Source organism: Acidocella sp. C78 (assembly GCF_907164655.1).
The window spans coordinates 1-20,703 of record NZ_CAJQZK010000082.1; the positions used below are offsets into that span (position 1 = coordinate 1).

19 protein-coding genes are annotated in these 20,703 nt (G+C 73.0%); 17 read left to right on the forward strand and 2 right to left on the reverse strand.

The window, feature by feature from the left end; translation table 11 throughout:
* The 11 genes from ACIDOCELLA78_RS92925 to ACIDOCELLA78_RS92975 form a co-directional block, all read left to right on the forward strand.
* The coding region (locus ACIDOCELLA78_RS92925) for a B12-binding domain-containing protein (RefSeq protein WP_201729336.1) at window positions 1-611 on the forward strand (611 nt) is incomplete at its 5' end.
* 163 nt (window positions 612-774) lie between these two features.
* On the forward strand, window positions 775-2,178 hold the full coding sequence (ppsR, locus tag ACIDOCELLA78_RS92930; RefSeq protein WP_249676357.1) for a transcriptional regulator PpsR: 1,404 nt from the start codon (window positions 775-777) through the stop codon (window positions 2,176-2,178).
* 15 nt (window positions 2,179-2,193) lie between these two features.
* The gene (gene chlG, locus ACIDOCELLA78_RS92935) at window positions 2,194-3,123 is read left to right on the forward strand and encodes a chlorophyll synthase ChlG (RefSeq protein WP_201729338.1); all 930 of its coding nucleotides are present in this window, start codon (window positions 2,194-2,196) and stop codon (window positions 3,121-3,123) included.
* A 1-nt stretch (window position 3,124) separates the two neighbouring features.
* Window positions 3,125-4,321, forward strand: a complete 1,197-nt coding sequence (locus ACIDOCELLA78_RS92940) for a geranylgeranyl diphosphate reductase (RefSeq protein ID WP_201729339.1) — start codon at window positions 3,125-3,127, stop codon at window positions 4,319-4,321.
* The gene (locus ACIDOCELLA78_RS92945) at window positions 4,318-4,824 is read left to right on the forward strand and encodes a TspO/MBR family protein (protein WP_201729340.1); all 507 of its coding nucleotides are present in this window, start codon (window positions 4,318-4,320) and stop codon (window positions 4,822-4,824) included. The genes ACIDOCELLA78_RS92940 and ACIDOCELLA78_RS92945 overlap by 4 nt, the downstream gene beginning before the upstream one ends.
* Before the next feature lies 1 nt (window position 4,825).
* Window positions 4,826-5,848 carry a magnesium chelatase ATPase subunit I gene (bchI, locus tag ACIDOCELLA78_RS92950; protein ID WP_201729341.1) on the forward strand — a complete coding sequence of 341 codons (1,023 nt, stop codon included), beginning with the start codon at window positions 4,826-4,828 and terminating at the stop codon, window positions 5,846-5,848.
* Window positions 5,845-7,533, forward strand: coding sequence for a magnesium chelatase subunit D (locus ACIDOCELLA78_RS92955; RefSeq protein ID WP_201729342.1), 1,689 nt, complete (start codon window positions 5,845-5,847; stop codon window positions 7,531-7,533). Before bchI ends, ACIDOCELLA78_RS92955 begins: the two co-directional genes overlap by 4 nt.
* A 97-nt stretch (window positions 7,534-7,630) precedes the next feature.
* Window positions 7,631-8,452 (forward strand): alpha/beta fold hydrolase BchO, encoded by an 822-nt coding sequence (gene bchO, locus ACIDOCELLA78_RS92960; protein WP_249676361.1) that lies wholly within the window; start codon window positions 7,631-7,633, stop codon window positions 8,450-8,452.
* Window positions 8,449-9,978: a phytoene desaturase family protein gene (gene crtI / locus ACIDOCELLA78_RS92965; RefSeq protein ID WP_201729343.1), complete on the forward strand. Its 1,530-nt coding sequence runs from the start codon at window positions 8,449-8,451 to the stop codon at window positions 9,976-9,978. Before bchO ends, crtI begins: the two co-directional genes overlap by 4 nt.
* Window positions 9,959-11,023 (forward strand): phytoene/squalene synthase family protein, encoded by a 1,065-nt coding sequence (locus tag ACIDOCELLA78_RS92970; RefSeq protein WP_249676363.1) that lies wholly within the window; start codon window positions 9,959-9,961, stop codon window positions 11,021-11,023. The genes crtI and ACIDOCELLA78_RS92970 overlap by 20 nt, the downstream gene beginning before the upstream one ends.
* Entirely contained in the window at window positions 11,020-11,160 is a 141-nt protein-coding gene (locus ACIDOCELLA78_RS92975; protein WP_201729344.1) for a hypothetical protein, read from the forward strand. Before ACIDOCELLA78_RS92970 ends, ACIDOCELLA78_RS92975 begins: the two co-directional genes overlap by 4 nt.
* A 37-nt stretch (window positions 11,161-11,197) precedes the next feature.
* Here ACIDOCELLA78_RS92975 and ACIDOCELLA78_RS92980 read toward each other — a convergent pair whose 3' ends face one another.
* Both ACIDOCELLA78_RS92980 and crtD read right to left on the reverse strand, forming a co-directional pair.
* Complete coding sequence (locus ACIDOCELLA78_RS92980) at window positions 11,198-12,127, reverse strand: carotenoid 1,2-hydratase (protein ID WP_201729345.1); 930 nt, start codon at window positions 12,125-12,127, stop codon at window positions 11,198-11,200.
* Window positions 12,124-13,623, reverse strand: coding sequence for a 1-hydroxycarotenoid 3,4-desaturase CrtD (gene crtD, locus ACIDOCELLA78_RS92985; RefSeq protein ID WP_201729376.1), 1,500 nt, complete (start codon window positions 13,621-13,623; stop codon window positions 12,124-12,126). Before crtD ends, ACIDOCELLA78_RS92980 begins: the two co-directional genes overlap by 4 nt.
* 118 nt (window positions 13,624-13,741) lie before the next feature.
* On the opposite strand from crtD, the gene ACIDOCELLA78_RS92990 reads away from it, so the two are divergent.
* The 6 genes from ACIDOCELLA78_RS92990 (at window position 13,742) to bchZ (ending at window position 20,633) form a co-directional block, all read left to right on the forward strand.
* Window positions 13,742-14,611, forward strand: a complete 870-nt coding sequence (locus ACIDOCELLA78_RS92990; RefSeq protein WP_201729346.1) for a polyprenyl synthetase family protein — start codon at window positions 13,742-13,744, stop codon at window positions 14,609-14,611.
* A 10-nt stretch (window positions 14,612-14,621) separates the two neighbouring features.
* Entirely contained in the window at window positions 14,622-15,761 is a 1,140-nt protein-coding gene (locus ACIDOCELLA78_RS92995) for an acetylserotonin O-methyltransferase (RefSeq protein WP_249676368.1), read from the forward strand.
* A 117-nt stretch (window positions 15,762-15,878) separates the two neighbouring features.
* On the forward strand, window positions 15,879-16,817 hold the full coding sequence (bchC, locus tag ACIDOCELLA78_RS93000) for a chlorophyll synthesis pathway protein BchC (protein WP_201729347.1): 939 nt from the start codon (window positions 15,879-15,881) through the stop codon (window positions 16,815-16,817).
* Window positions 16,814-17,782: a chlorophyllide a reductase iron protein subunit X gene (locus ACIDOCELLA78_RS93005; RefSeq protein WP_201729348.1), complete on the forward strand. Its 969-nt coding sequence runs from the start codon at window positions 16,814-16,816 to the stop codon at window positions 17,780-17,782. The genes bchC and ACIDOCELLA78_RS93005 overlap by 4 nt, the downstream gene beginning before the upstream one ends.
* Window positions 17,783-17,784: 2 nt before the next feature.
* On the forward strand, window positions 17,785-19,197 hold the full coding sequence (bchY, locus tag ACIDOCELLA78_RS93010) for a chlorophyllide a reductase subunit Y (protein WP_201729349.1): 1,413 nt from the start codon (window positions 17,785-17,787) through the stop codon (window positions 19,195-19,197).
* Entirely contained in the window at window positions 19,197-20,633 is a 1,437-nt protein-coding gene (gene bchZ, locus ACIDOCELLA78_RS93015; RefSeq protein WP_201729350.1) for a chlorophyllide a reductase subunit Z, read from the forward strand. The genes bchY and bchZ overlap by 1 nt, the downstream gene beginning before the upstream one ends.
* The last annotated feature ends 70 nt before the right edge of the window (window positions 20,634-20,703 follow it).

The window sequence follows — 20,703 nt, forward strand, 5'->3', positions numbered from 1 at the left end:
GCGCGCATGTGCTGATCGACCAGTTCACCGCGCGCGGGGCGGATCATGACATGATCCTGCACGACCTGCTGACCCCTGCGGCGCGCCGGCTCGGCGTGTTGTGGGAGGAGGACCGCTGCGATTTCGCCGCCGTCACGCTCGGCATGGTGCGGCTCAACCAGATCCTGATCGAGAGCGGGCCGCCGGCGGACCTGCCGGGCGGAGGCGCGCGGGTGGCCGGGCATGCGCTGTTCGCGGCGGCGCCGGGCGAGCAGCACACATTCGGGATCGCGGTGCTGGCGGATGTGTTCAGCCATGCCGGCTGGCTGGTGAGTGCCGAGCCGCGCAGCACCCGCGCGGTGCTGCTCGGCATCGCGCGGCGCAACTGGTTCGACGTCATCGGCCTGTCGGTGACGACGGACCGCTGGCTGAAGGGCCTGCCCGCCATCATCCGCTCGCTGCGCGCCGTCGCGCCGAACCCCGACCTGCATGTGATGGTCGGCGGCAAGGCCTTTCTCGACTATCCGGAACGCTGCCAGTTCGTGGGCGCGGACTCGATGGCCGCCGACGCGCAGGACGCGCTGCGCCAGGCCGGAAGGCTGACGCTCAACCGCGAGGCGGCGCGGCGCTGAATTTTGCCCTGAACGAGACGCATGTCAGTGCGCATTGACGACCAGGGTAGTTGAAAGTTGACACCAGGGAGGATACTTCAGACGTCTCGAATATATATACAAACGGCTGAAAGAGTGGTCCGAGATGAAAGCCTTCAAATCGCCCGGCAAATGGCTCGTCGGCATGAGTCCGGACATTGTCGGCATGATGATTGCGACGATGGCGGATATTGCGCTGATCGTCGACCGGAAGGGCGTGATCCGTGACATCGCGGTGCAGAACGCCGGACTCGCGCGCGAGTTCGCCGAGATTTCCGACTGGGTCGGGCAGCGCTGGGCGGACACCGTGACGGTGGAAAGCCGTGACAAGGTGGCGGCGATGCTGCGGGCGGCGGGCGATGACCAGGCCGCGCAGCCGCTCGCCTCGGACCGGCACGTGAATTGCCCCGGCCGCGACGGCCGCGACGTTCCGGTGCTGTTTTCGGCGCTCGCTATCGGCGAGAAGGGCAGCGTCGTCGCGTTCGGGCGCGATCTCAGGACCATCGCCGTGTTGCAGCAGCGGCTGATCGACGTGCAGCAATCGCTGGAGCGGGATTATTCGCGGCTGCGCCATGTCGAGACGCGCTATCGCATCCTGTTCCAGAAATCCTCCGAGCCGATGCTGGTGGTCGATGGCGCGACGCAGCGCGTGGTCGAGGCCAATCCGGCGGCGCAGCGGATGTTTCACGGGCAGGGCAAGCTGGTGGGACGGCCCGTCGCCGACCTGGTGGAGCCGGGCAGCCGGGCGGCGCTCGACCAGATGCTGGGTGGGGTGAGCCGGGCCGGCCGCGCCGACGACACGCCGATCCGCCTGCTCGGGCAGGCGGAGCCGGCGCATCTCTCGGCCTTCGTGATCCGTCAGGGCGGCGGGCTGCACTTCCTCATCCGCCTGGCGCCGGCGCCGCGCGCCGTGCGGCAGGACGTGCTGGCGGACAGCCGGGCGGATCTGCTGAAACTGATCGACAACGCGCCGGATGGCTTCGTCGTCGCCGGTCATGACGGGCGGGTGATCGCGGCGAACGCGGCCTTCGCCGAGATGGTGCAGGCGGCGTCCGCCGAGCAGGTCGTCGGGCATTCGCTGGAGCAGTGGCTCGGCCGGCCGGGCGTGGACCTGCCGGTGGTGACCGCCAATCTGCGGCAGAACGGGTCCGTGCGGCTCTATCCCACCACCTTGCGCGACGAGTTCGGCACCGAGATCGAAGTCGAGATTTCGGCGGTGTCGGTCACCAGCGGCGGCAAGCCCTGCTATGGTTTCGCGATCCGCAACGTCGCCGGGCGGGGGACGCCGGAGCTGATGCGCCCGAGCGCGACGCGGGCCGTGCCGCGCTCGCTCGAACAGATCGGCGAGCTGATCGGCCGGGTGTCGCTCAAGGACATCGTCCGCGAGGCGACCGACGTGATCGAGCGGCTGTCGATCGAGGCGGCGCTCGACATCACCGGCGACAACCGGGCCTCGGCGGCCGAGATGCTCGGCCTGTCGCGACAGAGCCTTTACGTGAAGCTGCGGCGCTACGGCATGATGGATGCCGCGCCGGCCAGCCCCGGATAGGCCGAAGGGGGAGCGATGGCGTCAGCGAAAGAGCCGAACCTCACGCTTGCTCCCCTGCGCGTCGCCCCTTCATCCCTGCCCGCGCCGCGGGTCTGTCTCGAACTTCTCAAGCCGGTCACGTGGTTCGCCGCGATCTGGGCGTTCGTGTGCGGTGCGGTGTCCTCCGGCGCGCCGCTGGCCGGGCGCTGGCCGGAGCTTCTGCTCGGCATGGTGCTGGCCGGGCCGATGGTCTGCGGCACCTCGCAGGCGGTGAATGACTGGTTCGACCGCCATGTCGATGCGATCAACGAGCCGGACCGGCCGATCCCCTCGGGGCGGATGCCGGGGCGCTGGGGGCTTTATGTCGCGCTGATCTGGACGGCGCTGTCGCTCGCGGTGGCGGCCCCGCTCGGGCGCTGGGGCGTCGGCGCCGCGGTGTTCGCCCTGCTCGCGGCCTGGGCCTACAGCGCGCCGCCGCTGCGGCTGAAGCGCAATGGCTGGTGGGGCAATGCCGCCGTCGCCCTCTGCTACGAGGGGGTGCCGTGGTTCACCGGGGCGGCGGTGATGCGCGGCGCGCTGCCCTCCGCCCCGGTGCTGTGGCTGGCGCTGCTCTACAGTTTCGGCGCGCATGGCATCATGACGCTGAACGATTTCAAGTCGGTCGAGGGGGATCGGCGGAGCGGCATCAGGTCGCTGCCGGTGCAGCTCGGCGTCGGCCCGGCGGCGCGGCTCGCCTGCGTGGTGATGGCGCTGCCGCAGATCGTGGTGATCGGGCTGATGATCGCCTGGGATCACCCGCTCGCGGCGTTCGCGGTCGGGCTGTTGCTGGCGTGCCAGCTCGGGCTGATGGGAAGGCTGCTGCAGCGCCCGCGCGAGCGCGCCCCCTGGTACAACGCGACCGGGACGACGCTTTATGTGATTGGCATGCTGGTCTGCGCTTTCGCGCTCGCCGGCGGAGGAGCGTGAAATGGCCGCGATAGAGGAATACGACGTGGCGGTGATCGGCGGCGGACCGGCCGGGGCGACGGCCGCCGCCACGCTGGCGCGGGCCGGCCGCGCGGTGCTGCTGCTCGACCGCGCGGGGCGGATCAAGCCCTGCGGCGGCGCGGTGCCGCCGCGGCTCATCCATGAGTTCGACATCCCCGATCATCTGCTGGTGGCCCGCGCGCGGGGGGCGCGCATCGTTTCGCCGCGCGGGCGGCAGGTGTCGATGCCGATTGCCGGGGACGGGTTCGTCGGCATGGTGGACCGCGACGTGTTCGACGAGTTCCTGCGCGCGCGGGCGGCGCGGGCCGGCGCGGTGCGGCGGACCGGGCGGCACGAGCGCATCGAGCGCGCGGCGGACGGGCGGACGCTGGTGCATTACCGCGCCGGCGAAATGCGGCACACGGTGGCGGCGCGGGCGGTGATCGGCGCCGATGGCGCGGCCTCGGCGGTGGCGCGGCAGATGGTGCCGGCGGCGCGCGCGGCGCGGCGGGTGTTCGCCTATCACGAGGTGATCCGCGCGCCGGCGGCGGGTGAGGCGGCGGCCGCGGGCTGGGACGGCAAAAGGTGCGACATCTATTACGATGCGCGGGTTTCGCCCGATTTCTACGCCTGGATTTTCCCGCATGGCGAGACCGCGAGCATCGGCACCGGCAGCGCGGTGAAGGGGTTTTCGCTGCGCGGCGCGGTGGCGGCGCTGCGCGACGAGGCCGGGCTCGGGCAGGCGGAGACGATCCGCGCCGAGGGCGCGCCGCTGCCGCTGAAGCCGCTGGCGCGCTGGGATGACGGGGTGAACGTGCTGCTGGCGGGCGATGCCGCCGGGGTGGTGGCGCCGGCCTCGGGCGAGGGGATCTATTACGCGATGCTCGGCGGGCAGCTCGCCGGCGAGGCGTCCGACGCCTTTTGCGCCAGCGGCGATGCGCGGGCGCTGCGCGAGGCGCGGCGGCGGTTCATGGCGGCGCACGGCATGGTGTTCGCCGTGCTCGGGATGATGCAGGATTTCTGGTATGCCAGCGACCGGCGGCGGGAGCGGTTCGTCGCCATCTGCGGCGACGCCGACGTGCAGTCGATCACCTGGCAGGCCTATATGGAAAAGGCGCTGGTGCGGGCGAAGCCGGCGGCGCATCTGCGTATCTTCGCGAAGAACATCGCGCATCTGACCGGGCTGGCGCGGGCATGAGCGCGCTCGGGGGCGGCTGGGAGCCGGTGCTGGTCGCGGCGGGCGCGGCGGCGGCGACGGCGCTGGCCGGCGGGCTCGCGACGCGGCTGGGCGCGTGGTACCGCCAGCTCCGCAAGCCGTCCTGGCAGCCGCCGGAATGGCTGTTCGGCCCGGTCTGGACGCTGATTTTCGCGCTCGCCGCCGCCGCCGGCGTGATCGGCTGGGAAAGCGCGCCCGCACCCGGCGCGGCCGGGCGGCTCGTGGTGCTGTTCGGGCTCAACGCGGTGCTGAACATCCTGTGGAGCGTGCTGTTCTTCACGCTGAAGCGGCCGGACTGGGCGCTGGCCGAGCTGGTGGCGCTGTTCGCCTCGATCGCGGCGATCATGCTGGCGATGCAGCCTTATGCCGCGGGGGCGAGCCTGTTGCTGCTGCCCTATCTGTTGTGGGTGGGTTTCGCCGGCGTGCTGAACCTGACGATCGTGCGGCTGAACCGCCCGTTCGGCGCCGCTCTGGGGGCGCGCTGACATGGGGCCGTATCCGTTCAGCGCGATCGTCGGCCAGGACGAGATGAAGGAGGCGCTGCTGATCGCGGCGATCGAGCCGGCGCTGGGCGGGGTGCTGGCGCTGGGCGATCGGGGCACCGGCAAGTCGACCGCGGTGCGGGCGCTGGCGGCGTTGCTGCCGGCGGTGAGTGCGGTGGCGGGCTGCCGCTATCGCTGCGATCCGGCGGATCGGCGGCGGCTCTGCCCGGAGTGCCGGGTGCTGCGCGTCGGCGGGCGGTTGCCGCGCGAGCGGGTGCGGGTGCCGGTGGTGGATCTGCCGCTCGGCGCCACCGAGGACAGGGTGGTCGGTGCGCTGGACATCGAGCGGGCGCTGGCCGATGGCGTGAAGGCGTTCGAGCCGGGGCTGCTGGCCCGCGCCAACCGGGGGTTTCTCTATATCGACGAGATCAATCTGCTGGAGGATCATCTGGTGGATCTGCTGCTCGATGTCGCGGCCTCGGGCGAGAACGTGGTGGAGCGCGAGGGGCTGAGCCTGCGCCATCCGGCGCGCTTTGTGCTGATCGGCAGCGGCAACCCCGAGGAGGGCGAGCTGCGGCCGCAGCTGCTCGACCGGTTCGGCCTGTGCGTCGAGGTCCGGACGCCGACGGATATCGACGAGCGGATCGAGGTGGTGCGGCGGCGGGACGCGTTCGAGCAGGACCCGGCCGGCTTCGCGCGGCGCTTCGCGGCGGCGGAGGCCGGGCTGCGCGAGGCGATCGTCGCGGCGCGGCGGCTGCTGCCAATGGTCGCGGTCGCCGACGAGGTGCTGGCGCTCGCCGCCCGGCTGTGCGTGGCGCTCGGCACCGACGGGCTGCGCGGCGAGCTGACGCTGCTGCGCGCGGCACGGGCGAAGGCGGCGCTGAAGGGCGCGGTCGCGGTGACGCCGGCGCATCTGCGGGCGGTGGCCCCCGCGGCGCTGCGCCACCGGCTGCGGCGCGATCCGCTCGATGAATCGATGGCCGGCGCGCGGGTGGATCGCGCGCTGGACGAGGTGTTCGCCGCATGAGCCCGATGCCGCCGCCGCGCCCGGCGCGCAGCGCGGCGGTGGTCGCGGCCCTGTTCAGTCTTGATCCGGCGGGGCTGGGGGGCATCTGGGTCCGCGCGCCGTTCGGCCCGGCGCGGGACGGGTTTGTCGAGCATGTCCGCGCTTTGCTGCCGGCGGGGGCGGCGATGCGGCGGGTTCCCGCCGGGATCGACGACGGACGCTTGCTGGGCGGGATCGACCTCGCGGCGAGCCTCGCCGCCGGGCGCAGGGTGATGGCGGCCGGGCTGCTGGCGGAGGCGGCGGGCGGCGTGCTGGTGCTGCCGATGGCCGAGCGGCTCGACCGCGCCCTGTGCGCGCGGCTGGCGCTGGCGCAGGAGGGGCGGTTCGGCGCCATCGCCCTCGATGAGGGGATCGGGCCGGAGGAACGGCTGGCCCCCGCGCTGGCCGACCGGATGGCCTTCGCGCTCGATGCCGCCGACCTCGCGGCGCCGCGGGCGCGATCGCGCGGGCTTGGCGCGGCGCGGCGGCGGCTGGCGCGGATGCGGATGGGCGATGGCGTGGCCGAGGCGCTCTGCCATGTGGCGGCGCAACTCGGCATCTTTTCGCTGCGGCCGGTGATCCTCGCCATGCGGGCGGCGCGGGCCGCCGCGGCGCTGGCCGGCCGCCGCAGCGCCGGCGAGGAGGATGCGATGCTGGCGGCGCAGCTCGTGCTCGCCCATCGGGCCACCCGCCTGCCGGCGGCGGCCGAAGAGGACGCGCCGCCCGAGCCGCCGCCGCCGGAAGGCCGCGACGAGGAGATGGATTCGGCGGCGCCGGAGACGCCGGGCGAGCAGGCGGCGGACCGGGTTCTCGACGCCGCCCGCAGCGCCCTGCCGCCCGAACTCCTGGCCGCGCTGCTGCTCGGCCAGGGCCGCCGCGGTCAAGCGGGCGGGCGCGCCGCCGCCCCTGCCGCCGCGACGGCGGCGCATGGAAGGCCGCTCGGCGCGCGGCCCGGCCGGCCGGGGCGGGAGCATGGCCTCGCCCTCGTCGAGACGCTGCGGGCCGCCGCCCCGATGCAGGCGCTGCGCCGGCGCGAGCGGCCGGATCATCCGGGGCGGGTGATCGTGCTGGGGGGGGATTTCCGGGTTCGCCGGCATCAGGCGCCGGTCCGCTCGGTGGCGATTTTCGCGGTCGACGCCTCCGGCTCGTCGGCGCTGAACCGGCTGGCGGAAGCGAAGGGCGCGGTGCAACTGCTGCTGGCCGATTGCTATGTGCGGCGCGACCAGGTGGCGCTGCTGGCATTCCGCAACCGTGGCGCGGAGCTGCTGCTGCCGCCCACCGCGGCGCTGGCGCGCGCGCGGCGGAGCCTTGCCGCGCTGCCGGGCGGCGGGGCGACGCCGCTGGCCAGCGGGATCGACGCCGCGCGCGACATCGCTCTCGGCGCGCGGCGGCGGGGCAACCGGCCGCTGCTGGTGCTGCTGACCGATGGCGGGGCGAATATCGGCCGCGACCGCCAGCCGGGCCGCGCGGCGGCGGCGGCGGATGCGCGGGCGGCGGCGTCCGCCTGCGCCGCGGATGGAATTCCCGCCCTGCTGATCGACACCGCGCCGCGGCCGAACGCGTTCGCCGCCGAACTCGCCGGCGCGATGCGGGCGCGCTACCTGCCGCTGCCCTTTGCCGATGCGCGCGCGCTGAGCCGGGCGATCCGCGCGGAGCAGGCCGCATGAGCGCCGCGCTCGCGCTGTGGGACCGGGTGTTCGAGGCCGAGGCGCCCGACTGGGAGACCGATGGCGGGACTGGCCGAACCGCGCGGCGAGCCGCTTCGTGACCGCCGGCGGGTTGCGTTTCCATGTTCAGGTGATGGGGGCGGGGCCGGTTCTGCTGCTGCTGCACGGCACCGGGGCGGCGACCCATTCCTGGCGCGGGCTGGCGCCGCTGCTGGCGCGGGATTTCACGATCGTCGCGCCGGATCTGCCGGGCCACGGTTTCACCGCGGCGCCGTTCTGGCCGCGCATGTCGCTGCCCGGCATGGCCGGCGCGATCGCGGGCCTGCTCGATGCGCTCGGGGCGCGGCCGGCGCTGGTGGCCGGGCATTCGGCGGGGGCGGCGATTCTGGCCGAGATGTGCCTGCAGGGGCGGATCGCGCCGGCGGGCCTGGTCAGCCTCAACGGCGCGCTGCTGCCGCTGAAGGGCGTTGCCGGGCAGGTATTCTCGCCGCTGGCGCGGCTGTTCGCGCTCAACCCGCTGGTGCCGCGCGTGTTCGCCTGGCACGCGGCGGACAAGGCGGTGGTGGCGCGGCTGCTGCGCGGCACCGGATCGCGCATCGATGCGGCGGGGGCGGAATTCTATGCACGGCTGGCGCGGCGCAGCGGCCATGCGGGGGCGGCATTGATGATGATGGCGAACTGGGACCTCGCACCGCTGGCCGCGGCGCTGCCGCGTCTCGCACCCAGCTTGCTGCTGATCGTGGGGACGGCGGACCGCTCGATCCCGCCGGCCGACGCGCGCGAGATCGCGCGGCGTGTGGCCGGGGCGAGGGTGATCGAGCTGCCGCGTCTCGGCCATCTCGCGCATGAGGAGGCGCCCGAGCGCGTGGCCGGCGAGATCGCCGGTTTCGCGCGCGAGATCGGGGTGCTGGCGGCATGAACGTGATCGCCCGTCAGGACGTGGGAGCGGAGGCGATGTCGAGGCGGCCGCATGCGGTGGTGATCGGGGCGGGGTTCGGCGGGCTGGCCGCCGCGATCCGGCTCGGCGCGCGGGGCTGGCGCGTCACCGTGCTGGAACGCTGCGAGCAGCCCGGCGGCCGGGCCTCGGTGTTCCGGCAGGACGGGTTCGTGTTCGATGCCGGCCCGACCATCATCACCGCGCCTTTCCTGCTGGAGGAACTCTGGGCGCTGGCCGGCGGGCGGATGGCCGACGATGTCGATCTGCGGCCGATCGACCCGTTCTATCGCATCCGCTTCGATGACGGCTCGCATGTCGATTGCTCCGGCCATCATGATGCGATGTGCGCCGAGATCGGCCGGCTCGCCCCGGGGGATGTGGCCGGCTACGAGCGCTTCATCGCGATGACCGAGGAGATCTACCGGATCGGGTTCGAGCGGCTCGGCCACGTCCCGTTCGGCCACTGGACCGACATGGCGCGCATCCTGCCCGACCTCGTGCGGCTGTCCGGCCATCGCAGCGTTCATGGGCTGGTGGCGCGGCATGTGCGCGACCCGCGGGTGCGCGCGGCGCTGAGCTTCCATCCGCTGCTGGTCGGCGGCAATCCGTTCCGGGTCAGCGCCATCTACGCGCTGATCCTGCATCTGGAGCGCCGGCACGGCGTGCATTTCGCGATGGGCGGGACCGGGGCGATCGTCGCCGGGCTGGCGCGGCTGATCGGGCGGCAAGGCAATCACATCCGCTGCAACACGCCTGTGGACCGCATTCTCGTGCGCGAGGGGGCGGCGTGCGGCGTCGAACTCGCGGATGGCAGCCGGATCGCGGCGGATATCGTGGTCTCCGACGCCTGCACCGGGTTTACCTATGGCCATCTGCTGCGCGGGGTGGCGCGGCGGCGCTGGACCGACCGCAAGCTCGCCGCGGCGCGCTACTCGATGGGGTTGTTCGTCTGGTATTTCGGCACCGACCGGCAGTTCGGCGAGGTGCCGCACCATACGATCGTGATGGGGCCGCGCTATCGCGGGCTGCTCGACGACATTTTCGAGAAGAAGCGCCTGGCGCCGGACATGAGCCTCTATCTGCATCGCCCGACGGCGACCGATCCGGCGCTGGCGCCCGAAGGATGCGACGCCTTCTACGCGCTCGCGCCGGTGCCGCATCTGGGCGGCGGCCAGGACTGGGAGCGCGAGGCCGAGGCGTTCCGCCAGCGTGTCGAGCGGCGGCTGGCGGAGACGGTGATGCCGGGGCTTGGCGGGCACATCGTCACCTCGCGGGTGATGACGCCGCGGGATTTCGCGACCCGCTACGATTCGACCTGGGGCGCCGGCTTCGGGATGGAGCCGGTGCTGACCCAGAGCGCCTGGTTCCGCCCGCACAATGCGAGCGAGGATGTGCGCAACCTGTTCCTGGTGGGCGCGGGCACCCATCCCGGCGCCGGGGTGCCGGGCGTGCTCTCGACCGCGCGGGTTCTCGATACGGTGGTTCCCGATGCCGATACGTTCGTCTGATCCCGACATCGCCGCCTGCGCCGCGCAATTGCGGCGCGGCTCGGTCAGCTTTCATGCCGCCTCGCTGCTGCTGCCGGCGGCGGCGCGCGCCGCGGCGACCGCGCTCTACGCCTTCTGCCGCGAGGCCGACGACGCGGTGGACCTTGCCGCCGACAAGGCGGCGGGGGTTGCGGCGATATCGGCGCGGCTGGAGGCGATCTGCCGCGGCGCGCGGCTCGATGATCCGGTCGATCGTGCCTTTGCCGCGACCATGGCGGCGCACGGGATTCCGCGGGCGCTGCCGGAGGCGCTGATCGAGGCTCTGGCCTGGGACGCGGCGGGGCGGCGTTATGCGACGCTCGCGGAGTTGCGCGCCTATGCGGCGCGGGTGGCGGGGTCGGTCGGGGTGATGATGGCGATGCTGATGGGCGTGCGGGACGAGGCGAGCCTCGCTGCTGCCTGCGATCTCGGCCTTGGGATGCAGCTGACCAACATCGCCCGCGACGTGGGCGAGGATGCGGCGGAGCGCCGGCTCTATCTGCCGCTGGACTGGCTGGACGAGGCCGGGCTGGAGCCCGAGCGGTTCCTCGCCCGCCCGGAATTCAGCCCGGCGCTGGCGCGGGTGATCGGCCGCCTGCTCGACGAGGCCGAGCGGCGCTATGCGGCCGCGGGAAGCGGCATCGCCGCGCTGCCGCTGGCCTGCCGGCCCGGCATTGCGGCGGCGCGGCGGATCTATCGCGAGATCGGCCGGCGCCTGGCGGCGAACGGGCTCGACTCGGTCACCACGCGCACCCGCGTTTCCGGCCGGCGGAAGCTCGGGCTGGCCGCGCTCTCGCTGGCCGATGCCGCGACCGCGGGGCTGTGGGCGCCGCTTGCCGGGCCATCTTCCCCTTGTCCGGAAGTGCGCTTCCTGATCGATGCGGCGGCGTCGGGCGGCGAGGCGGTGGGGGCGGCGGCGCGGGTGATCCTGCTCATCGACCGGCTGGAACGCGAGGAACGCACGGCGCGGATGAGGGCGGCCGGGGCGCGCCTCCCGCTCGTCTGCGGTGCGGCGGAGCCGGCGTGATGGCGGCCTGGGCCGGGCATTACGCGACCTTTCTGGAGTTTTCGGGCATCGACGCGCTGGTGCTGGCGGCGGCCATCTGGTCGCTCGTGTCGGTGCGGCGGAGCCTGCGGCGGGACCGCGAGCGCGACGGGTCCTAGAGCATCATCTGATCCTTTCGGATCGGCTGCCTCAATCTCAGATGAACCGGCGCGGCATGCGGAAGGGCAGCATGAACTGCACGGCGGGGTGGACCAGACGGTCGCAATCCAGCGTCTCGTGCACGGCCTCGACTTGTTCGCCGCCGAGCGAGGCGGCGATGCGGGCGCGGGCGTAGAAGGGCGTGTCTTCGAGGTTGCCGATCAGGGTGGCGGCGCCATCGCTGCGGGTTTCGCGCGCGAGGCGCCAGCGCGTCGCCGGCAGGGCGGCGATGGGCGGGGGCGTGAAGGCGGTGGCACCGCCGGCGGCGGCGAAGGCGAGGGCGAGCGAGGTCTGCCCGCCGTCGCGCCGCTCCGCGTGGTAGAGGATGGCCGCGCCCTGCCGGGTTGCCGCGCGCGACCAGTGCCAGCGCCGGAAGGCGCGGGCGATCGGCTCGTCGCCCTCGTTGCGGTCGAGATAGGCGTTGCCTTCCCAGGCGAGGTCGGGCTCGGTGAAGGCGACACGGATGCGCGCGCAGGGCGCGAGCGGCTGCCAACGGTGCCGTCCCGCCGCATCGAGCGTGTAGAGGGCGCTCTCCAGCGCGTGGGGGGTGAGGCGGAGCGTGCCGCGCACCCGGCGCGGCAGGGGGTTCGACCATTCCGCGATCTCGGCCGCAAGCCCGCCGGCATCGAAGGTGAGCCGGCTCGGGCCGATGACGAGGCTGGCGGCCTCGGCCCGCAGGCTGTGGCGGCGGCGCTCGGTCATGGTCCAGCGGTTGGCCCGCGGGCCGTAGAGGGCGAGGTTGATGGCAACGAAATCCTCCGGTGCCGCGCCGTCGGGGGCGAGGCGGCGGGCGGCGGCGTAATAGGGTGAGAACACCGAGCCGATGAAGGCGATCAGGGTGAGGGCGTGGCGCCCGTCGTCGCTCAGCGCGTCGACATACCACCAGGCATAGCCGCCGCGCGGGACCGGGCGGTCGAAGCGGATCATTCCGCGTCCGCCAGGATGGCGGCGGCGGCGAAACTGCCGGAGAGGGCGGCCATCGGCAGGCCCGGGCCGGGATGCGCCGAGCCGCCGGCGAGGTAGAGCCCCGGCAGCGCGGTGCGCGCCCGCGGGCGGGCGAAGGGATCGCGCCAGCTGGCGAGATCGCGGCCATAGAGCGCGCCGCCGGCGCCGGGGAACAGCCGTTCGAAGCCGGGCGGGCCGGTGACGGCACTGCCCACGATGTCGAGCGTGAGGCCGGCGGCGGCGAGGCGGGCGCGCACACGGGCCCAGCAGGCGGCGGTCGCGGCATCGTCCGGCATGGCATTGTCGCCGAGCGGCGGGGCGTTGACCAGCACCAGCAGCCGTTCCGCGCCGGCGCCGCGGGGCCGCTCGCCGGGCGCCTGCCCGCCACGGTCCTGGGCGCAGACATAGATGGTCGGGTCCGGCGGCAGGGCGCCGGCGGCGAGGGCGGCGAACTCGGCGGGGTAGTCGCGGCTGAAGAACACGTTGTGGTGGCTGAGCGGGAAGCCGCGCGCATGGGCGACGACCTGCCAGGTCACCGCCGAGAGCGAGCGCGGGGCGGCGGCGGCGCGGCCGAGGGCGGCGCGGGCGGCGGCGCCGAGGCCGCCGGCGCCGATCGCGCCGATCTCGCCGGCGGCGATGACCGTGCGGCCGGCGACCTCCGAGCCATCCGCGAGGCGGACGCCGCTGACGCGGCCGCCATCGGTCAGCACCTCGGCCACAGGCGCGCCGAGGCGGAAGCGCGCGCCGTGGCGGCTGGCGGCGCGCATCAGCGCGGCGGCCAGCATCGTCATGCCGCCCTCGATCGTCCACACGCCGCGCTGTTCCGCGTGGGCGATGAGCATCAGCGTCGCCGGCGCGGCGAAGGGCGAGGCGCCGGAATAGGTCGCGTAGCGGGCGAAGAGCTGGCGCAGCCTGGGATCGGTGAAGCGGCTGCCGAGGACCGACCACAGGCTGGCGAAGGGCGAGGCGCGGCCGAGGGCCAGCAGGCCGGCGAGGCCGGTGCGCCGGCCGAGGGCGAGGAGACCGGGAGACGGGTTGCGCATGAAGGCGGCGTCGAGCGCATCGTAGAGCGCGCCGCTGCGGCGGCAGAAGGCGGCGAATTCGCGGGCGGCGCGCGGGCCGAAGGCGGCGAGGATGGCGGCCTCGCTCGCGGCCGGGGTTTGCCGCAGGTCGAGCCGGGTGCCGTCCTGCCAGTGATGCCGGGCGATGACATCGAGCGGGGCGAGGCGAAGCTCGGCCGCGAGGCTGGTGCCGGCGGCGCGCAGCAGGTCGTCGAACACGTGGCGCATCGTGACCACGGTTGGCCCCGCATCGATCGCGCGGCCGGCGACGGTGACGGCGCGCAGCTTGCCGCCGGGTGCTGCCGCGCGGTCGAACACGGTGACGCGCCGGCCGGCGGCGGCGAGGCGGATGGAAGCGGCGAGGCCGCCCATGCCGGCGCCGATGATCAGGACGGTCGATGGGTCTCGTGCGGGTATCGCGGGGTCCTCCGATAGCGGCCGAGTATCCGAAAATACTTGACGGAGTGTCAACCAGATCGCACAGTTAAAAGCGACAATAAAAAGTGACACACGGCTTAACCATCGGAGGTCCGTCATGGATGCCATGTCGCTCATCGAATCCACCCTCACCACGGCCATGCTGCGGGCCGAAACCGGCGGCGGACCGCCGAAGCTGGCGGCGGCGATGCGGCACGCGGTGTTTCCGCGCGGCGCGCGGGTGCGGCCGCGGCTGTGCCTCGCGGTGGCCTCCGCCTGCGGGGCCGACCGGTTCGACGCGGCGGTGGCGGCGGGGGCGGCGCTGGAATTCCTGCATTGCGCCTCGCTCGTGCATGACGACCTGCCCTGTTTCGACGATGCGGCGACGCGGCGCGGCCGCCCCTCGGTGCATGCCGCGTTCGGCGCGCCGATCGCGGTGCTCGCGGGCGATGCGCTGATCGTGCTGGCGTTCCAGACCCTCGCCCTCGGCTGCGCGGTGCAGCCGGGCCCGGTTGTCGCGCTCAGCGGGATCGTCGCCGAGGCGGTGGGCATGCCGGGCGGCATCGTCGCCGGTCAGGCCTGGGAGAGCGAGGACGAGGTGGATCTCGCGCGCTATCAGCGGGCCAAGACCTCGGCGCTGTTCGCGGCGGCGGCGATGGCCGGGGCGGCGAGCGCGGGCGAGGACCCGCTGCCGTGGCGGGCGCTGGGCGACAATCTGGGCGATGCCTATCAGATCGCCGACGATCTCTGCGATGCTGCCGGGGATGCGGCTTCGTGCGGCAAGCCGGTCGGGCGGGACGACGCGCTGCACCGGCCGAGTGCCGTGCGGCGCTTCGGCATCGAGGGCGCGCTCGATCTGCTGGACGAGGTGGCGGAGCGCGCCGCGGCGTCCATCCCCGATTGTCCGGGGGTGGCGGCGCTGCGTGCGCTGATCGTGCAGGAGGCGAAGCGGCTGGTGCCCAAGGGGCTGGCGCGCGCGGCGGCCTGAGGCGCGCGCGGTGACGGCGAGCGCCGTGCGCGCCGGTGTTCCGCCGGTGTCGGGCTGGCGGCGGCGCTGGCGGGATCTGCGCAACCGGCTGCTTGCGAACGGCACCTTCCAGGATGTTGCGGCGCGTTTTCCGCCGACCCGGTTCGTGGCGCGGCGGGAGGCGCGGGCGCTGTTCGATCTGTGCGCCGGCTTCGTCTATTCGCAGACGCTGGCGGCGTGTGTCGAGCTTGACCTGTTCGCGCTGCTGGCGGCGGGGGCGGAGCCGCTCGACCGGCTGGCCGCGCGCTGCCGCCTCGCGCCCGCGGCGATGCTGCGGCTCGCGCGGGCGGGGGCGGCGCTGCGGCTGCTGGAGACCGATGGCGCGAGCGTGGCGCTCGGGCCGCTGGGTGCCGCGCTGCTGGCCAATCCGGGCATCGCGGCGATGGTCCGGCATCATGCGCTGCTCTATCGCGACCTCGCCGATCCGGTCGGGCTGCTGCGCGGCGAGACGGATGCGACCCTTGCCGGGTTCTGGCCGTATGAGGGCGGCGACGCGCCGCGGGCGGCGGCCTATTCGCAGCTGATGGCGGCCTCGCAGCCGATGGTCGCCGCGGGGATTCTCGCCGCCTGGAATTTCCGCCGGCACCGGCGGATTCTCGATGTCGGCGGCGGCGATGGAAGGTTTCTCGAGGCGGTCGCCGCGCGGGCGCCGGACCTGGAGCTGATGCTGTTCGACCTGCCGGATGTGGCGGCGCTGGCGCGGGCCCGCTTCGCCCGCGCGGGGCTGGCCGGGCGGGCCGGCGCCCCGGCCCGCGCCTATGGCGGCGACATGCGCGCCGACCGGCTGCCGGAGGGGGCGGACATCGCCACCCTCGTCAGGGTGCTGCACGATCATGACGACGCGGATGCGACGGCGATCCTGCGCAATGTCCGCGCCTGCCTGCAACCGGGCGCGACCCTGCTGATCGCCGAGCCGCTGGCCGCCGCGGCGGGGGCGGCGCCGGTGGGCGATGCGTATTTCGGGTTCTATCTGCTGGCGATGGGGCGCGGCCGGGCGCGGCGGGCGGCGGAGCTTGCCGCGATGGCGGAACGCGCCGGCTTTACCGGGGCGCGGCAGATCGCCACGCCGCAGCCGCTGCTGACCGGGCTGATCGCGGCGCGGGCCGGGTGAGCGCGCGCGACAAAAGACGCGTTGACTGTAAGTTTAGATTGACATTTTATTTTGTACTTGTAAGCTGACATTTACAATACGACCGCACGGCTCGCGGCACTCCAGAGGGGACGTGCCTTGCTCGACAGTCTCGCCATCATCATCGAAAGGCCGTTCGACCTGTCGCTCCGGCGGGTGAGGCTCGATCCGCAAGCGGCCACGGATGTGGTGGTCGAGGTGGCGTGGTCGGGGGTGAGCACCGGCACGGAGAAGCTGATTTTCACCGGCGAGATGCCGCCCTTTCCGGGCATGGGCTATCCGCTGGTGCCGGGCTACGAGGCGACGGGCACGATTGTCGCGGCGGGGCGCGAGGCGCGCGGGCGGCTGGGCGAGACGGTGTTCGTGCCGGGGGCGCGCTGCTTTGGCGAACTGCGCGCGCTGTTCGGCGCGGATTCACGACATTTGGTGGTGCCGGCCGAGCGGGCGGTCCGGGTTCCCGCCGCGCTCGGCGAGGACGCGACCCTGCTGGCGCTGGCGGCGACCGCTCGCCATGCGATCAGGGTTGCCGGCGGAGCGCCGGAGCTGATCGTCGGGCATGGCGTTCTCGGCCGGCTGATCGCCCGCCTCGCGACGCTCGATGGCGGCGCGCCGGTGGTCTGGGAAACCAGGGCAGCGCGGTTCGCCGGGGCGCGAGGCTACGAGGTGCGGGCCGCGGCGGACGATCCGCGACGGGATTATCGCACGATCATCGACGCCTCGGGCGATTCCGCAATTCTCGATCTGCTGATCGGCCATCTCGCGCCGGGGGGGATGATCACCCTCGCCGGGTTCTACGCCGCGCCGCTCGGCTTCGCCTTTCCCCCGGCCTTCCTGCGCGAGGCGCGGATTTCGGTTGCCGCGCAGTGGCGGCCGGAGGACCTCGCCGATGTCGCAGCGCTGGTCGCGGCGGGGCGGCTCGACCTGTCCGGTCTGGTGACGCACCGGGTGCCGGCGGGGGACGCGGCGGAGGGATATGCCGCCGCCTTCGACGACGATTCCTGCCTCAAACTGCTCATCGACTGGAGAGACATGACATGAACGCAAGCGCCGGCCGCACGGCTCCCGATACCGAGATTGGCGCGAGCGCGAATCCGGCGAAGAAGACGCAGATCATCGCGATCTACGGCAAGGGGGGGATCGGCAAGAGTTTCACCCTCGCCAACCTGTCGTATTCGATGGCGCAGCTCGGCAAGCGGGTTCTGCTGATCGGGTGCGACCCGAAAAGCGACACGACCTCGCTGCTGTTCGGCGGCAAGTCGTGCCCGACGATCATCGAGACCTCGGCGCGCCGCAAGGCCGCCGGCGAGGCGGTGGAGATCGGCGATGTCTGCTTCAAGCGCGACGGCGTGTTCGCCATGGAGCTGGGCGGCCCGGAAGTGGGGCGCGGCTGCGGCGGGCGCGGGATCATCCACGGGTTCGAGCTGCTCGACAAGCTGGGCTTTCACCAGTGGGATTTCGATTACGTGCTGCTCGACTTCCTGGGCGATGTGGTCTGCGGCGGGTTCGGCCTGCCGATCGCCCGCGATCTGTGCCAGAAGGTGATCGTGGTCGGCTCGAACGACCTGCAATCGCTCTATGTCGCCAACAATGTCTGCTCGGCGGTGGATTATTTCCGCAGGCTCGGCGGCAATGTCGGCGTCGCCGGGCTGGTGATCAACAAGGATGACGGCACCGGCGAGGCGCAGGCCTTCGCCGAGGCGGCGGGGATTCCGGTGCTGGCCGCGATTCCGGCGGATGAGGATATCCGCCGCAAATCGGCGAATTACGAGATCGTCGGGCGGCCCGGCGGGCGCTGGTCGCCGCTGTTCGAGGCGCTCGGCGTGCAGGTGGCCGAGGCGCCGCCGATCCGCCCGACGCCGCTGAGCCAGGACGCGCTGCTCGGCCTGTTCAAGGGCGACGCGGTGGGCCGCGGGGTGGTACTGGACCCCGCCAGCCTCGCGGACATGTGCGGCTCTGACGTGCTGAACCGGCCGTCGCTCGAAGTCGTCTACGAGGGGGCCTGATCATGTCGCCGCCGGAGGGGACGATCGCGCGGCCGCAGGAAACCGGCTGCCATGGCGGGCGGGAGACGATGCGCGAGGCCGCCCGCGCCGCCGGCAAGTCCGCCGTGCTGGAGCGGCTCGCCGCCGATTACCCGCAGGGGCCGCACGACCAGCCGCAATCGATGTGCCCGGCCTTCGGGGCGCTGCGCGTGGGCCTGCGGATGCGGCGGGTGGCGACCATCCTGTCCGGCTCGGCCTGCTGCGTCTATGGGCTGACCTTCACCTCGCATTTCTATGGCGCGCGCCGCAGCGTCGGCTACGTGCCGTTCGACTCCGAGACGCTGGTGACCGGCCAGCTCTTCGAGGATATCCGCGACGCGGTGCGGCGGACGGCGCAGCCCGAGGGGTATGACGCCGTCGTCGTCATCAATCTGTGCGTGCCGACCGCTTCGGGCGTGCCGCTCGACCTGCTGCCGCGGGAGATCGACGGCGTGCGTATCATCGGCATCGACGTGCCGGGCTTCGGCGTGCCGACCCATGCCGAGGCGAAGGACGTGCTGGCCGGGGCGATGCTGCGCTATGCGCGGCGGGAGGCCGAGGCCGGCGCGGTGGCGCGGCCGCGCGCGGGCCTTGCCGAGGAGCGGCGGATCACCCTGCTGGGCGAGCTGTTTCCCGCCGATCCGCCAGGGGTCGCGGCGATGCTGGCGCCGATGGGGCTCGGCGTCGGGCCGGCGGTGCCGGCGCGGGAGTGGCGGGATCTGTATGGCGCGCTCGATTGCGTGGCGGCGGCCGCGGTGCATCCGTTCTACACCGCCAGCGCGCGGGAATTCGAGGCCGCGGGCCGCTCGCTGATCGGCTCGGCGCCGGTGGGTGAGGAGGCGACGGCCGACTGGCTCGACGCCGTCGGCCGCTGCGCCGGGATCGAGGCGGCGCGGATCGACCGGGCGAAGGCCGCGGCGATCGCGCCGGTGCGCGCCGCCCTCGCCGCCAATCCGGTTTCGGCGCGGATGCTGGTTTCCGGCTATGAGGGATCGGAGCTGCTGGTCGCGCGGCTGCTGATCGAGGCGGGGGCGGAGATCCCCTATGTCGGCACCGCGCTGCCGGCGACGCCGTGGAGCGAGGCGGACCGCGCCTGGCTCGCCCAGCAGGGCACGCATGTGCAGTTCCGCGCCTCGCTCGAACAGGATTGCGCGGCGCTGCGCGACATCCGCCCCGATCTCGCCTTCGGCACCACGCCGCTGGTGCAGGCGGCGAAGGAGGCGGGTGTGCCGGCGGTCTATTTCACCAACATCGTGTCATCGCGGCCGATCTTCGGCGCATCGGGCGCCGCGGCGCTCGCCGCCATCGTCGCGGCGCAGACGCGCGGGCGCGAGCGGTTCGGCCGGATGATCGGGTTCTTCGCCGGCGATGCGGCGCAGGCGGAGGAGGTTTCCTGATGCTGGTGCAGGATCATGACCGGGCGGGCGGGTATTGGGGCGCGGTGTATGCCTTCGCCGCGATCAAGGGGTTGCGCGTCGTCATCGACGGGCCGGTGGGCTGCGAGAACCTGCCGGTGACGGCGGTGCTGCACTATACCGACGCGCTGCCGCCGCACGAGCTGCCCATCGTGGTGACGGGGCTCGACGAGGAGTCGCTCTCGATGAGCGGCACCGAGGGGCCGATGAAGCGCGCCGCCGGGATCGGCGACCAGAAGGTTCCCGCGGTCGTCGTCACCGGGTCGATCGCCGAGATGATCGGCGGCGGGGTGACGCCAGAGGGCTCGAACCTGCGGCGCTTCCTGCCGCGCACGATCGACGAGGACCAGTGGCAGTCCGCCGACCGGGCGATGGTGTGGCTGTGGAACGAGTTCGGCCACGCGAAGGCGAAGCGCGCCGAGCGGAAGGAGGGCAAGCCGCGCGTCAACATTATCGGGCCGATCTATGGCACGTTCAACATGCCCTCCGATCTCGCCGAGATCCGCCGCCTCGTCGAGGGGATCGGCTGCGAGGTCAACCTGACCTTCCCGCTCGGCGCCGATCTGAAGGACACGCCGAGACTCGCCGATGCGGACGTGAATGTCTGCCTCTATCGCGAATTCGGCCGCAAGCTCTGCGAGGCGCTGGGCAAGCCCTATCTGATGGCGCCGATGGGGATTTTCGCGACGACGAATTTCCTGCGCACGCTCGGCGAGCTGACGGGCGTGGACCCCGAACCCTTCATCGCCCGCGAGAAGGAGACCACGATCAAGCCGATCTGGGATCTGTGGCGGAGCGTGACTCAGGATTTCTTCGCGACATCGTCGTTCGCCGTGGTCGCGACCGAGACCTATGCCCGCGGCCTGCGCCGCCTGCTTGAGGAGGATCTCGGTGTGGCGTGCAGCTTCGCGATCGCCCGCCGCCCCGGGGTGAAGCCGGACAATGACGCGGTGCGCGCGGCGATGGCGGCGAACCCGCCGCTGGTGCTGTTCGGCTCGTATAACGAGCGGATGTATGCGGCCGAGCGCGGCGGCCGCTCGGTCTATATTCCGGCGTCGTTTCCGGGCGCGATCATCCGCCGCGCGACCGGCACGCCGTTCATGGGGTATGCGGGTGCGACCTACGTCGTTCAGGAATATTGCAACGCGCTGTTTGACGCGCTGTTCAACATTCTGCCGCTCGGCGCCGATCTCGACCGGATCGAGCCGACGCCGGTGCGCGCCGATGCGGGCGAGGCCTGGGCGCCGGATGCGGCCGCGGCGCTGGACCGGCATCTTGCCCATGAGCCGTTCCTGATCAGGATTTCCGCGGCCAAGCGGCTGCGCGACCGCGCCGAGCGGTGCGCGCGCGAGGCGGGTGCCGCGCGCGTCGAGGCGGCGCATGTCGCCGTGGCGCTGCGCGAGACGGTGCCGGCGTGATCGCTTCAGCCGACAGAGCCGCATCTGGGCCGAGCCCGGTGCTGCCCCTCCTGCTTGCCCCAGCGGCGAG